Here is a 15569-nt window from a genome sequence, read left to right on the forward strand (position 1 = left end):
CGGCAGATTCACGACGGCAGGGGCGACGCTCGCTGCATATGCGAGCGCATGGTTGAGCGCTGCTGTGTCATCGTTCGATCCGTTGCACAACATGCCAAAGTCGGCGCCGTTTACGATATCCGCCAGTTTTGCCGAAAATGCCCGGGGTATGCTGCCCGTGCCTTTCTGCTGAAAGTACATCTCGCCCGCCGCGTGGGGCGACGGCTGGTCGACCACGGCGTGCGCTCCGTAGGATGCCGGATTGTTCGGGAGCACCGGAGCCAAGGGGGCGGACTGTGCTTCCGCGAACGTGGGAGACATGCTGATCGACATCAGAATGATGAGAATAATTTTCATCATCATCTGCTCCTGAGACATGGATACAATCGCGGTGCCGAGAGATTGCGGCCGATAGCGGCATTTTATGATGATATGGCGGCTATATTTCGTCAGGTTGTCCGTGCGTGCTCCGGATCGGAGCCTGGACACATGGCAGTCGCTTTCGGATGAGCAGTACAACATACGGTCCATCGCTAAGTGGACGCAATGCGCTCGAAGGACGGAGCGCATTGGACAAATGACGCGCTTTTCTTTTGTGTCAGAATTTCGCTCTATTCAGTCAAGCACGCGCGGCAATAATTATGAGGATTTCCTGTGATGAAGGGGAAGAGTAAGGTATTTGCCGGCCGTGTCATTTTCGATCATGTGCAGAAGACGGCTGGGCAAGCAGTCAACGCATGGTTGAGCAAGATGCTTGGACCGGGATGTGTGACGCCGAACCTGATCGGAAGCCATCGGGACTTGATTCGGCGCTACGGTGGCGAGTACTCCGTCATTTCGGCGCATATCGATTTCCAGGGAACAGGGCTCGACCCGCGGTATCAATATTTGACATGCTTGCGGGAGCCAATCGATCGTGCGATTTCCTGGCTCTTCTTTTTGCTGAACAACCACGATGCAAACATGCTACCGGGCCTTTGGGAGCAGGCGGAGCGTTTCGTCGCGGGGCTGGGTGAGCCGTGCGACGATTTCTGCGCCGAGATCGAGCGCTCGTTTGATCCAAGCTTCATCAAAGATATCAGGAATCCGTACGTCGAACACTTCTCTGCCATAGCCGGCACGATGTCGCGTACCGACGATGAGAAAATTGCTGCGGCGCTTTCGAGCGTCGAGCAATATGACGTGTATGGGTTTTATGAGGACTTGCCAGCTTTTTTGTCGGATGTTTCCACATTGATCGGTTTGCCCGCACCACGTCATATCGAAAAAGTCAACGCGACCCGCGCGCGGCCGGGAATCGGACAAATCACGCCGCTGCAGCGCAAGCAACTCGAAATGTTGAATGCACTCGATATCGAGTTCTACAGCCTGTTGCGCTCACGTTGGCAGCGGGAGCGCGCGAACCGTACCGTTGTTGCCGCCCCCGACGTCGCACGTTGGCTGCCATATGAGCCTGCGACGAACCGCGTGTTTTCGACACCTGAATTCTCGCTGCTGTCGGCGACGCTCGAAGGCGGCGATACATACTTGCATGGACAGATCATGCGTTTTAATGTCGTGTTCTCAATCAACATCGATGTCGCCGAACTGGGAGTCGGAATTGAGATCACGGACGGAGACGGGCGAATCGCTTTCGGTTGCAGCAATTCATTTTTGAAACGGCCACTTGTGGATTTGAAACGCGGAACATACTGTGCGCGTTATTACCTCGGTGCAGATCTTCCAGAAGGACAGTACGTAGCCGGCTTCGCATTCTGCGACAATCGCGATAGGCGTAACAATGAACTGGCATATCATAAGAAGCTTATTTCATTCAATGTCGTGATGCCGCGCGTGATGCCGAGCGTCGGTTACATGAGCTTGCCGGCGGATTTCGATTGTCATCGGACAGGTGACGCGGTGTCGGCAGAGATCCACGATGCCGCGGGCTGCTTATGTTCTGATGCAGTGGCAGATCAGTTGGCAGCCGGCGAAACATTTGAACTGCCCGTGCAGTTGACGAACGCGTCGACGCAAACCTGGGTCAGCTCGATGCTCAATCCGATTTATCTTTCGTATCGCTGGTTCGACTATGCCGGTTGCGTTGTTGCGTCCGATCCAAAGCGGATGCCGCTGCCCGTGAGTTTTATCGCGCCGGGCGAGACATTGACCCTGCCGATGAGTGTTGTCGTACCGGACGTTCGGGGCCGCTATCGGCTCGTCGCGACGCTGATGTTCGATGATAAAGGCTGGTTCGACGAATATGGATTTACTCCACTGTCCCTCGAACTCACAGTGACGGACGCAAATGCCCCAAGGATTTATCGAGGCGCGGATGTTCGTTTGCACACACAGGTCGGTCATCGTCAAATGGGTGCAATGACGAGCAGCGGACAGGAGGGGTTTCTTCTGTTTGGCCCTTACGTGTCGCTCCCGGCGGGCTATTACGTCGTGAGTATCGAGGGTTGCTGCGAATTCCCGGCCGGCAGTTGGATGGATATCGTGTGTGATCGTGGTACGCACGTGCTGATGCGCCATGACGTGATGCCTGGCGAGAAGGGCGGTTCAATTGCTCACTTTGACTTCGAGCTTGCGTCCTCGGCGAATGACTTGGAAATTCGCGTTTGGGTATCCGCAAGCGCGAAAGTGCGCATCGATATGCTAAGGATCGAGCGGCTTATGGGGCAGCATGAGGCGGATCTCATGACAGCAGTCGGTTGACATTTCCCCAATCCGCTAGTGCTCGTGCTGCGAGCGAGCCGAGTTCCTCGCGCTTTGACGCGCGTGCCTGAAATCGCGCACCCGCACGAACGTCACGTAGTTCGAATCGTGCTGGCTGTGCGCGCCGCCTTCGCCGTCGTCGAACGCCATGCGCACGACCGCGATGATGTCGTCGCCGTCGAATTGCCAATCCGCGTACTGGAAGCCGTGCCGTTGCGAATCCGCGCTTTGCAGCAGCGTGCGTTCGACGCTCCAGTGGCGCAGGTCGGGCGACGACGTCAGCGCGAGCGTGTTTCTCACGCGCTCCAGATTCGCGCTGCCGTCGGCGTTCGGCACCGCGTTCGCGAGCGACCAGTAGCGGCCCGAGCGGGCGTCGAAGCGGATCGTGAACTTCTTGCCGCCGCCGGGAAAGTCGATGAAATCGTGCGCCGGATCGAACGACAGCGACCGGCCGTCCGCCAGCATGTGAACGAGCGCGACCTTTTCCGGCCCGTGCTTCGTGTTCACGCGCAGCACGACGGCCGGCTCGCGAGCGTCCGTCGCCACGACGCTGCCTTCTTCCCACGTCAGGAAATTGTTGTCGAGCCACGCATGGTCGGACGGCAGCGGCTTCGTCGCGCGCCAGTTGCGCGTGTCGAGCAGATCGCCGTCGACGGGCGCGGACATCACGAGCGAGCGCAGGTCGCCGCCTTCGATCACTTCGAACGCGCGCCACACGCGGCCGCGCTCGACGAGCACCGGCACGGGCGCCGTGATGTAGCGGCCGCTCACGTCGAAGCGGCCGGTCAGCGCGTCGTTGGGCGTCGTCCACGTCGCGCCGCCGTCGGTCGAGCGGCGGATCACCGGCGTGCCCATCGAGCGATCGGTGCCCATCAGGTAGAGCGCGCCGTCGACGACGAAGAGCGACGACCAGTATTGGCCAGTCACGACGCTCAGCTTTTCCCAGGTCTGCCCCTTGTCGTGCGACGCGAACACGCGCACTTCGTCGGGCAGCGCGGCCGGGCCGAACATGTCGTGCGACGCGACGTAGGTGCCGTCAGGCAGGATCGCGAGCGACGGCGAGCCGAGGAACACGCGCGTCGCCGCCGCGCTGTGCGCGACGATATTGCCGGGCGGCGCGGCGGGCGGCACTTGCGCGGCCGACGATGCAACGACGCACGCGCAGAACAGGCAGGCCAGCCTCCAGCGGGTTGTCATCATCGATATTCTCCTTTGCGTAGCGGCGCGTGTGCGCGGCAAAGGCTAAGGTCCCGATGCGCCGGCCGCGCTCAGCCAGCCGGTACCGGTACCAGGCCGTTCACGGCGCTCGGGCAAGCGCTCGGCGTGCCCGGCGACGACGACGAACATCAGCAGCGTGAGCCATAGCATGCCGTATAGCGCGTGAAACTTGAAGAGGAGGAGCGGCAGCAGATACAGCAGCAGGCACCGGCGGCCGCGCCGCCGGAACAGCATGAACAACGTGCCGAAGAACGCGGCAACGCCGGCGATGCCGGTCGCGAACAGCAGATACACGTAGAACGAACTGTCGCGCACCTGGTAGCCGCGCAAGTGCGTCTTGCCGACGTTGTTCCGTTCGTCCCAGAAGAGGCCGCTGCCGAACACGCCTGTGAGCGCGTCCCGCTCGCGCAGCTCGCGCAGCACGAGCGTGCGGCTGCCCACTGCGTCGTAGTCGGCGGATTGATTCACGCGCTTGTCGTACACGCCGTACATCGCCGGCGCGATCGCGAGCGCGACCGCGGCGATCACGAGCTTGATCCGGATCGACGTGCGTCCCGCGAGGAAGTGCACGCCGCCGAGCAGCGCGCAGATGACGATCGCCGCGATCGAGAACGACAGCAGCGCGGTTGCGAACGCGACGATCGCAGCCGCCGTCGCGCGCCGCTTCGCGAGCAGCAGGACGGCGCCCGCGGGCACGACCGTCATTGCGTAGAACGATGGTTCCGAATACAGGCCGAGCGCGCGGATCGAGATGAGACTGTCGCTCAGCGCCTTCGTCGCATAGAGCGCTTCCGAATCGCTCTCGCGGATGTAGCTGTCGAAATCGATGAAATGGCCGAAGGCGAGGTAGAAGCCGAGCTGCACGACGAAGAACGCCGCGTGCACGTAGATCAGCGTTTCGCACGTCCGCTCGAGCGAGCGCATCGACAGCACGCCGCTTGCGAACATCCAGAATGCGAGCGCGACGTAGGTTTCGATCAGCACGAACTTGACGAAGAAGTTCGCGTAGAAATCGCCGAACGCCGACACGATGAATGCGATGCTCACGCAAAGCATCCAGTATGCGGCGATCGCGGGCAGACGTTGCTGGCGCGCGAACAGCGTCGGCGCGCGCAACAGCGCGAGGAGGGCGAGCAGCGCGTAGGCCGCGAAGGTCGCGCGCACGCTGAACGCGTTCAGCGAGAAGAAGCAGGCGCTGGCGGCGAAGAGCAGGGTGGGAACGCTCGCGCGTCGCATGAAGACTCCGTGGTTCGTCGGTCGTGCGCGGTGGCGTTTCAACGCGACGCCGCCGCATGTGCCTATCCGCCCGGCGTGGTGCTTGGAAGTATAGCGACGCGTGTGTCGTCGCATGGGGGCGTGTCCGATTCGGGCGGGATTTTGGCGGTTGGCGACTTGCTGTGGCGGCAACCGACGCTCACCACGGGAATGAGCGGCACAGGAACGGCGAATACAGTTCGATTGCAGCCTGAATCGGCGCGTGCCGGCCATAGGCGATCGCCAGCACCGCGAGCAGCGACGCGCAAGCGTAAGGCCACAGGCGTCGCGACATCACGGGCGCGGTTTTCCAGCGCACGAACGACAGCGTGACGAGCGTGCCGAGCGCCCAGCCGGCGATGACCTCGGACATCGTATGCGCTTCATCGAACACGCGCGCGGTGCCGATCAGCGCGGCGAGCGCGAGGCCCGCCGCCAACGCCGCGTTCGAGCGCAGCCATGGCAGGCCGAGCAGCAGCGCCATCGGCCACACCGCCGATGCGAGCATCGTGTGCCCGCTGACGACGCGAAAGTCGATCGCGCGAATCTGCACGCCGCAACCCGCGTAGAGAATCTTCGTCAACCCGACGACGAGCATGCCGGCCGCGAGCAGCGCGAGCCACGCCACCGCATAGCGCCGCTCGGGCGACGAGTGGACGAGCCATGCGCAGCAGGCGGCGCAAAGAGGAAGGGTCAAGGCGGCATCGCCGAGATCGCTGATGGCAGGCCACATCGCTTGTATTCACCTGAGAAAAACGCCGTATTGTAAGGCGGCAGTGCGAATGATCGCAGTTTCGCGGCGCGCGAGTGCGCCATTGCTTCATTTGTCCGATCGGGGCAAATCGTGCTAATTCGCGCATATCCCGTATCGCCACGTGAAAATGGGAAATTTCCGAAGCGCGGCGATCGCGCATTGTGCATGGTGCGATATAGACGTCGGTCAACCATTATCGAAAGACGTTAGATCGATATCGGAAAAATATGCAATATCCGAATCGCGCTTCGGTAATATAAGTTCAATTCCAAATGTAAAAAGACATGCGGGTCGGCGGCGAATTCGATAAAGTCGTCGCGGCAGCGACGCGCGCTTCGACGGTCCCGGCGCGCGACGCCTTCCTATTCCTCTGAAGAGACACGGCTGCGCAGCGCGCCGGCGCAAGGTCGCGCGATGCCGATGCGGCGGATTCCGCCATTCCGATTCGCATGCCGAATGCGCTCGCGGGCAGGTGCAATGCGGCAACCGACGCATCTGTCCTTATCCGCCGTCCTTATCGGACGCGCCACCCGCCAGCGGTGATTCGGTAGCCGAAAGGTCGTCCGAATTCGACAAGCCCATGCGTGCTTTTGGGTGCAACGCGTGCACCAATTCGAATTGGTGCGTCGGATAAATGATGGAATCGATGTCCTGCTTCAATCCGACAACATGGCGTCGTAATCGGACAGAAAGATTGTTGCAGCGATTTGAAGGAATATGATGCGCCGCAGAATAGACATTGCTGAATGAGTGAAAGGGCCGGCGGCATGGAATGCGCGTTCAACATTGGTCGGATGGGAGCACACGTGAGTCGTGGTGCAGCTTTCGGAGGCGTGTGCTACCGAAAAGGGATCGCTGTCGTCTTGTTTGAAGGCTTTTCGTTGATGCAGGCCGGACGCATGGCGGAGATCTTCAATCTTGCCAATCGCTTCCGGCACGCGGGCGAGGATTCCGGCGGCGGCTACGAGATGCTCCTGTTGTCGGCGAAGGGCGGCGCGGTGTATTCGTCGTCCGGCATTCCCGTCTGGACCCAGCCACTGCACGAGCGCGCGGTCGAGAGCGTGCATGCGATCTTTGCGATAGGCGAGCTGGGCGCGTCCGATCGTGACGACGAGAAGGTGTCCGAATGGTTGCGCTGCGCACGCGCCCATGTTCGCGCCTCGGGCGGCACGAGGCGCCTGATGGGGCTCGCGGCGCTCGACGGCGGCGATGCGGCGGCGGACGACCTGTCAATCGACGCGATGCTCTCGGGCGCCGCATCCGCCGAGAAGGTTCGCCCGACGGCGGCGGAGCGTGCGGCGTTCTCGGCCGCGCTGGCGATCATCCGGCACGATTGCGGCGACAGCGCCGCACACGAGGTTGCCGAACGTTTGTGCCCGGCGCTGAGCGCACTGCCCGCCGAATCGACATTCGCCGCGCGCGAGGCGCGGGCGAGCAAGCTGATTCGCGCTTCGGTCCAGCAACTGCGCGAGAACAGCGCCAACCGGATTTCGATCGCCGATACCGCGCATGCGGCGGCGATGAGCGAGCGCAATTTCCTGCGCCGCTTCAAGCAGGAAATCGGCGTGACGCCGTCCGAATTCGTACAGAAAGTCCGGCTCGAGCATGCGTGCCACATGCTCGTGCATACCGATCTGCCGGTCGACAAGATTGCGCGGCGCACAGGTCTCGGCAGCGGTGACCGCCTCGCGAAGCTGTTTCGCCAGCATCTGTCGATGTCGCCGACCGAGTACCGCGCGATCGAGCGCAGCCGAGGCTCGGACGCGGATCTCGCGTGCGGCGGCTTCGTTTCGCGGCTGAGCGGATCGGTTTCATGACAAGCGGCGCGCCGCGTCCGTCGTTTCACCCTTAACTGCCGTTTAGCCACGCCCGCGTGAGAAGCCGTGGGCGCCGTTCGATCGTCGTTGAGCGACGACGGTCGAACATCAGCCGATTCGGACTCCGATGCATAGATGAGGTGGCGAGAGAAGAAGCCGAACGCGTGAAGTGTGTCCGGCATGAATGTAGAAGTGCGAAGCAAATTATTGACGAATCGCAATCGAGGTTCACTTATGCCAGCGATATTTCCCAGAGTCGTCGACATTGCGGTGATCGTGTTCGGCGCGTTCCTTCCGATTCTGATCGAGGCATCGGGCGGCCCGCATGCCGAGATCTTCGACGGCACGCTGGTGGCGTTCGCCGCCGCGCTGTCGTTGTCGGTCTTCCCCGCGTGCGGAATCTACGAGACGTCCAGGCGGCGCTCGCCCGTGCACCTGATCAGCCGCACCGCGCTTGCGTGGCTCGTCGTGCAGGGCGGCACCGTCGTGCTGCTGTACGTGCTGCATCGCGCGCAGATCCTGTCGAGCGCGTGGTTCGTCTACTGGACCGTGACGACCGGCATCGGGCTCTTGATCTTCCGTGCTGTCACGCTCGCGATCTTCGGCCTCGTCGAGCGCGCGAGCCGGCAAGTGAAGGCCGCGACGCTCGATCAGGTGGGCCATGTCGCGCAACGCATGCGCACGTCGGGCATCGCGAAGCGGATCGTCAAGCGCGCGTTCGACGTTGCCGCCGCGTCGTGCCTGATCGCCGTGCTGTCGCCCGCGCTCGCCGTCATCGCGTTCCTCGTGAGGCGCGACGGCGGGCCGGCCGTGTTCGGACACGTGCGCATCGGCCGCGACGGCCGCCCGTTCAAATGCCTGAAGTTCCGCTCGATGGTGATGAACGCCGATGCCGTGCTGAAGGCGCTGCTCGAGCGCGATCCGCAGGCGCGCGCGGAATGGGAGCGCGAATTCAAGTTGAAGAACGACGTGCGGATCACGCCGATCGGCCGCTTCCTGCGTCGAAGCAGTCTCGACGAGCTGCCGCAGTTGATGAACGTCGTGAGGGGCGAGATGAGCCTCGTCGGGCCGCGGCCGATCGTCGAGGCGGAACTCGCGCGCTACGGCGACGACGTTCGCTACTACCTCGCCGCGAAGCCCGGCATGACCGGCCTGTGGCAAGTGAGCGGCCGCAACGACACCAGTTACGCGACACGGGTTTCGCTCGACGTGTCGTACGTGAAGGATTGGTCGCTTCGTCGCGATCTGACCATCCTGTTGAAGACGGTCAACGTCGTCCTGCGCGGATCGGGCGCGTATTGAGCGCCCCCCGCACGTCGGTCGGCGGCCGGAACAGGCCAGAATTAGAAAATGGATAGAGGTGTAGATGGGTAGTCTGGGGGAAGCAGGCGGCGTCGTGCCGCCGAAACGCACGTGCGGCGCGCGCGTGCGTTGGTTGACGATGTGGGTGCCGATGTGCGCGGCATTCGCGACATTGAGCGCGTGCGGCGTCGCGCCCGGCATGCGGATGAAGCAGCCGGCGAACGTGCCGGTGTCGAGCGCGGTAGCGGGCGCGGCGGCCGAAGCCGGCCGCGAGTCGCGCGGCGAGCAGTTGCCGGTTCCGATCACGGACATCGACCTGAATCTGATCCGGACGCAGCGCGACGCGCAGCGGATGCCGCGCCGTGCGTCCGATTCCGGATTGCCGGCGTCCGCCTATACGGTCGGGCGCGGCGACGTGCTGCAGATCACGGTCTGGGATCATCCCGAGCTCGCGGCGGCGCTCGGCACGCAGCAGCAGACGGCGGCGCGCGCGGCCGATGCGCCGGCGGGCTTCGTCGTCGATCAGGACGGCACGCTCCAGTATCCGTATGTCGGGCGCATCGCGGTCGCGGGCCTGAAGCCCGAGCAGGTTCAGGCGCGGCTCGCGCGCAAGCTCGCGGAGACGTTCCGCGATCCGCAGGTGACGGTGCGCATCGCGTCGTTCCGTGCGAAGCAGGTCTATATCGAGGGCGAAGTGCATACGCCCGGCTCGCAGGCGCTCAACGACATTCCGATGACGCTGTACGACGCGGTGAGTCGCGCGGGCGGCTTCTCGGCGAGCGCGGACCAGAGCCGCGTGACGCTCGTGCGCGACGGCGCCGAGCAGCGGATCGATCTGTCGGGCGCGGCACAAGGGATTAGTCCGTCGCGGATCGTGCTCAAGGACGGCGACCTGCTGCGCATCCCGCCGCGCGACGAAAGCGGCGTGTTCGTGATGGGCGAGGTCAACAAGCCCGTCACCGCGCTGCCGATGCGCAACGGCCGCCTGACGCTGAGCGATGCGCTGTCGCAGGCGGGCAGCCTGAACGCGGCGACGGCCGACGCCGCGCAACTGTACGTGATCCGCGGCTCGCTCGACGCGAAGCCGCACGTCTATCGGCTCGACGCGAGCTCGCCCGTCGCGATGGTGCTCGCGAACCAGTTCGAGCTGGAGCCGAAGGACATCGTCTATGTCGACGGCAACGGGCTCGTGCGGTTCAGCCGCGTGCTCAGCCTGTTGCTGCCGGCCGTCAATGCCGGCCTGACCGCGGCGGTCGTGACCAAATGATCGACTCGATTCTCGTCGTCTGCGAGGGCAATCTCTGCCGCAGCCCGATGGCGGCCGCGCTTTTCGAGGCGGCGCTGCCGGGACGCGCGGTGGCGTCGGCGGGCTTCAACGCGCTCGTCGGGCTGCCGGCCGCGCCGTTCGCGCAGGGCGTGATGCGCGAGCGCGGCATCGATCTGTCCGCGCATCGCGCGCAGCAGCTCGGGCGCGCGCAGTGCGCGTCGGCGGACCTGATTCTCGTGATGGACCGCGCTCAGCGGCGGCTCGTCGAGGAACGGTATCCGCTCGCGCGCGGCAAGGTGTTCCGCATCGGCGAGCACGAGAATTTCGACGTCCACGATCCCTATCGTCAACCGCGCTTCGTATTCGAGCGGTCCGCGCGGCTCCTCGAGCTCGGCGTGAACGGCTGGCTGTCGCGGCTGCGGCTCGTGTGAGCGCGCGCGACACGTAGAACCGAATCTCCAAGACCCCAACCATGAATCCCAATCCAACCGGCGCGTCGACGCCTGCCGACAGCGAAGGCGACACTGATTTCATCGCCGTTCTCGACATCCTGATCGAAGGCCGCTGGCTGATCGCCTCGATCGCGCTCGGCTGTTTCATCGTCGGCGTCGCGTATGCGGTGCTCAGCAAGCCGGTCTATCAGGCCGACATCCTGATCCAGGTCGAGGACAGCCCCGATACGTCCGCCGCGAAGAGCCTGCTCGGCGACGTGTCATCGCTCTTCGACGTGAAGTCGTCCGCGGCCGCCGAAACGCAGATTCTCGCGTCGCGGCTCGTCGTGTCGCGCGCCGTCGACAATCTGAAACTCTTCATCGACGCGAAGCCGAAGCGCTTCCCGGTGATCGGCAATTGGCTCGCGCGCCGCAGCGACGGGCTCTCGAATCCGGGCTTCGCGGGCTTCGGCGGCTACGCGTGGGGCCAGGAGCGCATCGACGTCGCGACATTCGACGTGCCGCGCCCGATGGAAGGCGACACGTTCGAGCTGACGATGCTCGATGCGCGTCGCTACCGGCTCGACGGCGGCGATCTCGATCGCAGTGCGGAGGGCGTCGTCGGCAGGCTCGAACGCATTCCGGCGAAGGGCGGGGCGATCGCGTTGCGCGTCGACGCGATCGACGCGCGGCCTGGCGCGACGTTTGTGCTCGTGCGCAATTCCCGTTTGCGAACGATCGAGGATCTGCAGGACAACCTCGATGTGCAGGAGCGCGTCAAGCAGTCCGACGTCGTCGTCGCGAGCCTGCGCGACACCGACCCCGACCTCGTCAGCAGCGCGCTCAATGAAATCGGGCGGCAATACGTCGCGCAGAACATCCAGCGCAAATCGGCGGAAGCCGCGCAATCGCTAGAGTTCCTGAATGGACAGTTGCCGGCGCTCAAGCAGCAGTTGACCGATTCCGAATCGAGACTCACGAAACTGCGCGACGAGCACGGCACCGTCGATCTGACCGAAGAGGCGAAGCTCGTGCTCGCGCAATCGGCCGATGCGAAGACGCGCTTGCTCGAACTGCAGCAAAAACGGCAGGAGCTGCTGTCGCGCTTCACGCCGAAGCATCCGGGCGTGATCGCGATCGATCAGCAGATCGCCGCGCTCGACGGCTATCGCGGCACGGCCGAGCAGCAGATCAAGCGGCTGCCGGATCTGCAGCAGCAGCTCGTGCGGCTGATGCTCGACGTGAAGGTCAATACCGATCTCTACACGGCGCTGCTGAACAACACGCAGCAACTGCAGCTCGTGCGCGCGGGCAAGGTCGGCAACGTGCGGCTCGTCGATACGGCGGCGGTGCCGGAAGTGCCCGTCAGGCCGAAGAAAGCGCTCGTCGCGCTCGCGTCGCTGCTGCTTGGCGTGCTTGCAGGCTGCGGCACGGCGGTCGGCCGCTCGATGCTGTTCCACGGCATCTCCGATCCGAACGAGATCGAGCGGCGTCTCGGCTTGAACGTCTATGCGACCGTGCCGCGCAGCGACGAGCAGCGGGCGCTGACCGAGCGCGCGAAGCGCAAGGAGCGCGCGCTGTCGCTGCTGTCCGTCGCGCATCCGGACGAACCGGCCGTCGAGAGCCTGCGCAGCCTGCGCACCGCGCTGCAGTTCGCGATGCTCGACGCGAAGAACAACGTCGTCGTGATCGCGGGGCCCGCGCCGGGGGTCGGCAAATCGTTCGTGTCGGCGAATCTCGCCGCGGTGCTGACGATGGCGGGCAAGCGCGTGCTGCTGATCGACGGCGACATTCGCAAAGGACATCTGAACGACTATCTCGGCTTCGCGCGCGGCAAGGGCTTCTCCGAGCTGATCGCTGGCTCGGCGCACCCGGACGGCGTGCTGCATCGCGACGTGATCGACGGACTCGATTTCATCTCGACGGGCACGATGCCGAAAAACCCCGCGGAACTGCTGCTCAACGCGCGCGTGCCGGAGTTGATCGACGCGTTCTCGAAGCGCTACGACGTCGTCGTGATCGATTCGCCGCCGGTGCTCGCGGTGGCCGACACGGGCATCCTCGCCGCGACGGCGGGCACCGCGTTCCTCGTCGCGCTCGCGGGCTCGACGAAGCTCGGCGAGATTTCCGAATCCGCGAAGCGGCTCGCGCAGAACGGCGTGCGTCTGAGCGGCATCGTGTTCAACGGGATCAATCCGCGGCTCGGGCAGTACGGTTACGGCTCGAAGTACGGCGGCTATCGCTACGTCGCATACGAATACGGAGCGAAGCGCGATGCATGACGAGGATACGCGGGATGGCGGACGCGGCGCCGGCCGCCCGCTTGCGCCGGCAGGCGAGCGGCGCGCGGGCGCGAACGCGGGAGCGCGACGATGATTCGCGTCCGCGATTCGATCGTGTCGCTGTGCGGCGTCGTCGCCGGGCAGATCGCGCTCTTCGGCTGCATTTCGCTGATCGGGCGCTTCCAGGGCCCGGAGGCGCTCGGCCACTTCAACTATCTGCTCGCGTTGGCGACGTTCGCCGGCACGCTGCTCGCGTGCCGCTACGAGCTGGCGTGCGTGAGCGACAGTCCGGCCGATTCGTTCCACGCGTTCGTCAATGTGACGGCGCTCGGCACGGCCGTGGTCGCGGCGGGCTGTGCGGCGATCTCCGTCGCGGGTCGCGCGGACCTGTACGTCGTCGCCGCATACGGGTTCGCGGTGTTCGTCCAGCTCGCGGCGGGCGGCTATCTGAACAGTCTGAGGCGCTACGGCTGGATTGCCGCGAGCCGGATCGCCGTCAACGGATCGTTTCTCGTCTGCCTGCTCGCCGAGGCATTCGCGCCGAAGTTCGGCGCGCAGTTCGGACCGGTCGATACGTTCGACGCCTACACGACGGTCACGGTGTCGGTCGCGCTGCTGATGCTGATCGCGGTCGCGCTGCACGGCGGGCGGCGCGGCTATTCGTTCGCGGTGACGCGCGCGTTCTTCGTCGAGCACAGCCGGTTCGCGAAATACATCCTGCCGTCGACGCTGTGCGGCTCGGTGCTGACCTATGCGCTGGCGATCGTGATTCCGCATTGGTTCGATGCGCAGAGCGCCGGCTATTTCGCGGCCGCGTATCGGCTCGGCTTCTTTCCCGTGTCGCTGATCGCACAGAGTCTGGGCGGCGTATTCCGGCGCGACGCGATGGCCGCGATGGCGAGAGACGATGCGCACGCGATGGTGCCGAAGGTGTTCGGCACGTATGCGCGCTCGCTCGCGCTGCTCGCGGCGGGCTATGCGGCGGGCGGCGTGCTGCTGTTCGGCCCGCTCGTCTCGCTTTTCTTCGGCGCGCGCTGGAGCGGCGCGATCGCGTTCTTCCAGTGCATGATCCCGCTCTTCGCATTCCAGATGATTTATGTGCCGCTGTCGCAGATCTTTCTCGCGGCGCGCGCGCAGCGCATCGATTTCCTGTTTCAGCTCGGCGCCGGCGCCGTGCTCGCCGGCGCGTTGTGCGCGGCGAAGCTCGCGGGGCTGTCGGTGCTCGCGAGCGTGCGCCTGTTTTCGTTCTCGGGCGCCGTGCTGATGATCGCCGGCATCGCGCTGACATTCAGCGTGATGAACGGCAGCGTGTCGCGTCGGCGCGCCGATGCATGACGTTTCTTCCATTTCTTCGTTGAGCGCAGATCATGATTGTCGTCGTCGTCGATTCGATGGAGCGTTACTACTTTGCCGCGCGGCTCGTGAAGGCGGTCAGGAAGGAGTTCGACTTTCTGTTCGCGACGAGCGAGCCGATCGCGCACCTGATGGCGCTGAGCATGGGTTTTCGATCGGTCTATCTGCGGCGCGGCGCGAGCGCATCCGCCGCGCATGATGCGGCGGATGCGATTCGCTCCGATGCGTCGATCGAGGTGCTGAACGGGCAGATGACAGGCGAGCTTGCACGCGCCGATGCGGCCGCGATCTTCGCCGCGATGTGCGGCGTGTTCCGCCGTCATCTCGTCTCGCAGTGCCTGATGTGGAACGGCCAGCAGCTCGTTTGCCGGGCGGTCGCGCACGCGTGCGCGGCGCACGGGGTCCCGACGAAATTCGTCGAGATCTCGAACCTGCCGGACAAGCTGTTCGTCGACCGGCTCGGCGTCAACGCGCTGTCGTCGATCAGCCGCAATCCGGCCGTCATCGACGGCTTGCCGATGCCGACCGAGGACGAGCATCGCCGCTGGCTCGCGCGCTACGAGCAGTACAAGGCGAGGCCGCTGCCGCAGTCGCGCACGTCGTGGATGCGCAAGGCGGTGTCGGCCGTCAACTATGCGCTGAAGCTCGCTACGCTGGGCGTGGCGAGCAAACGTTTGAACACGGTGCGCGCGACGAACGGCGCGAGTGCGCCGACGCAGGCGAAAGCGCTGACGGTGAAGGAGCTGACGGCGCTGCGCTACGTGTTCCTGCCGCTGCAGGTGTCGGGCGATACGCAGATCAAGCTGCATTCGGACGTCGACAACCTGAAGGCGATCCATCTCGCGTTCGAGCACGCGGCGAACGAGAGCGCGGACCTGATCGTCAAGCTGCATCCGGCCGAGTGCGACACGGCGGTGATCGACGAGGTGGTGCGGATGCAGCGGGTCTATCACTTCGACCTCGTCACGTCGCCGACCACCGATCTGATCAAGCACGCGCATTCAGTCGTCACGATCAATTCGACGGTCGGCCTGGAGGCGCTGCTGTACGGCAAGCCGGTCATGTCGCTCGGCCGCTGCTTCTACAAGGAGTTCGATCGCGCGAGGCTGCTCAAGTACATTCATGCGTTTCTGATCGACGGCATCGATTACTTCGGCAAGGAGGACATCGCGCCGCGTGCCGCGAGAAACGTATTTTCGATGAAGCACTGAC

Annotated in this window: 11 protein-coding genes; 8 read left to right on the top strand and 3 right to left on the bottom strand. The window is 64.3% G+C overall.

Translation table 11 applies throughout. From position 1 onward, the window contains the following. Window positions 1-636: 636 nt before the first annotated feature. Complete coding sequence (locus AQ610_RS03965; RefSeq protein ID WP_009913456.1) at window positions 637-2679, top strand: hypothetical protein; 2043 nt, start codon at window positions 637-639, stop codon at window positions 2677-2679. A gap of 15 nt (window positions 2680-2694) precedes the next feature. Here the strand turns inward: AQ610_RS03965 and AQ610_RS03970 are convergent, their stop codons facing one another. From AQ610_RS03970 to AQ610_RS03980, 3 genes are all read right to left on the bottom strand, one after another. Continuing rightward, on the bottom strand, window positions 2695-3876 hold the full coding sequence (locus AQ610_RS03970; protein ID WP_043282309.1) for a sialidase family protein: 1182 nt from the start codon (window positions 3874-3876) through the stop codon (window positions 2695-2697). A 45-nt stretch (window positions 3877-3921) separates the two neighbouring features. Further along, window positions 3922-5133: a hypothetical protein gene (locus tag AQ610_RS03975; RefSeq protein ID WP_006025407.1), complete on the bottom strand. Its 1212-nt coding sequence runs from the start codon at window positions 5131-5133 to the stop codon at window positions 3922-3924. Between the two features lie 178 nt (window positions 5134-5311). Next, on the bottom strand, window positions 5312-5884 hold the full coding sequence (locus tag AQ610_RS03980; RefSeq protein ID WP_009913454.1) for a phosphatase PAP2 family protein: 573 nt from the start codon (window positions 5882-5884) through the stop codon (window positions 5312-5314). A gap of 905 nt (window positions 5885-6789) precedes the next feature. On the opposite strand from AQ610_RS03980, the gene AQ610_RS03990 reads away from it, so the two are divergent. From AQ610_RS03990 to AQ610_RS04020, 7 genes are all read left to right on the top strand, one after another. Continuing rightward, on the top strand, window positions 6790-7722 hold the full coding sequence (locus AQ610_RS03990) for a helix-turn-helix domain-containing protein (protein ID WP_043282311.1): 933 nt from the start codon (window positions 6790-6792) through the stop codon (window positions 7720-7722). A gap of 234 nt (window positions 7723-7956) precedes the next feature. Further along, on the top strand, window positions 7957-9024 hold the full coding sequence (locus AQ610_RS03995; protein ID WP_009913452.1) for a sugar transferase: 1068 nt from the start codon (window positions 7957-7959) through the stop codon (window positions 9022-9024). 64 nt (window positions 9025-9088) lie between these two features. Beyond that, complete coding sequence (locus AQ610_RS04000) at window positions 9089-10291, top strand: polysaccharide biosynthesis/export family protein (RefSeq protein ID WP_009913450.1); 1203 nt, start codon at window positions 9089-9091, stop codon at window positions 10289-10291. Next, complete coding sequence (locus tag AQ610_RS04005) at window positions 10288-10722, top strand: low molecular weight protein-tyrosine-phosphatase (RefSeq protein ID WP_006025412.1); 435 nt, start codon at window positions 10288-10290, stop codon at window positions 10720-10722. The genes AQ610_RS04000 and AQ610_RS04005 overlap by 4 nt, the downstream gene beginning before the upstream one ends. 41 nt (window positions 10723-10763) lie before the next feature. Further along, a complete protein-coding gene (locus AQ610_RS04010) occupies window positions 10764-13004 on the top strand; it encodes a polysaccharide biosynthesis tyrosine autokinase (RefSeq protein WP_006025413.1) in 2241 nt (746 codons plus the stop codon). Window positions 13005-13094: 90 nt separating this feature from the next. Further along, window positions 13095-14339: an oligosaccharide flippase family protein gene (locus AQ610_RS04015; RefSeq protein WP_006025414.1), complete on the top strand. Its 1245-nt coding sequence runs from the start codon at window positions 13095-13097 to the stop codon at window positions 14337-14339. 32 nt (window positions 14340-14371) lie between these two features. Further along, a complete protein-coding gene (locus AQ610_RS04020; protein WP_006025415.1) occupies window positions 14372-15568 on the top strand; it encodes a capsular polysaccharide export protein, LipB/KpsS family in 1197 nt (398 codons plus the stop codon). Window position 15569: the final 1 nt, after the last annotated feature.

It is taken from the genome of Burkholderia humptydooensis (assembly GCF_001513745.1).
Taxonomy (GTDB): domain Bacteria; phylum Pseudomonadota; class Gammaproteobacteria; order Burkholderiales; family Burkholderiaceae; genus Burkholderia; species Burkholderia humptydooensis.

Bases quoted from the DNA above. Each gene is read 5' to 3' on its own strand.
- AQ610_RS03965 (WP_009913456.1), top strand. From the start codon at position 637: ATGAAGGGGAAGAGTAAGGTATTTGCCGGCCGTGTCATTTTCGATCAT.
- AQ610_RS03970 (WP_043282309.1), bottom strand. From the start codon at position 3,876: ATGACAACCCGCTGGAGGCTGGCCTGCCTGTTCTGCGCGTGCGTCGTT.
- AQ610_RS03975 (WP_006025407.1), bottom strand. From the start codon at position 5,133: ATGCGACGCGCGAGCGTTCCCACCCTGCTCTTCGCCGCCAGCGCCTGC.
- AQ610_RS03980 (WP_009913454.1), bottom strand. From the start codon at position 5,884: ATGTGGCCTGCCATCAGCGATCTCGGCGATGCCGCCTTGACCCTTCCT.
- AQ610_RS03990 (WP_043282311.1), top strand. From the start codon at position 6,790: ATGCAGGCCGGACGCATGGCGGAGATCTTCAATCTTGCCAATCGCTTC.
- AQ610_RS03995 (WP_009913452.1), top strand. From the start codon at position 7,957: ATGCCAGCGATATTTCCCAGAGTCGTCGACATTGCGGTGATCGTGTTC.
- AQ610_RS04000 (WP_009913450.1), top strand. From the start codon at position 9,089: ATGGGTAGTCTGGGGGAAGCAGGCGGCGTCGTGCCGCCGAAACGCACG.
- AQ610_RS04005 (WP_006025412.1), top strand. From the start codon at position 10,288: ATGATCGACTCGATTCTCGTCGTCTGCGAGGGCAATCTCTGCCGCAGC.
- AQ610_RS04010 (WP_006025413.1), top strand. From the start codon at position 10,764: ATGAATCCCAATCCAACCGGCGCGTCGACGCCTGCCGACAGCGAAGGC.
- AQ610_RS04015 (WP_006025414.1), top strand. From the start codon at position 13,095: ATGATTCGCGTCCGCGATTCGATCGTGTCGCTGTGCGGCGTCGTCGCC.
- AQ610_RS04020 (WP_006025415.1), top strand. From the start codon at position 14,372: ATGATTGTCGTCGTCGTCGATTCGATGGAGCGTTACTACTTTGCCGCG.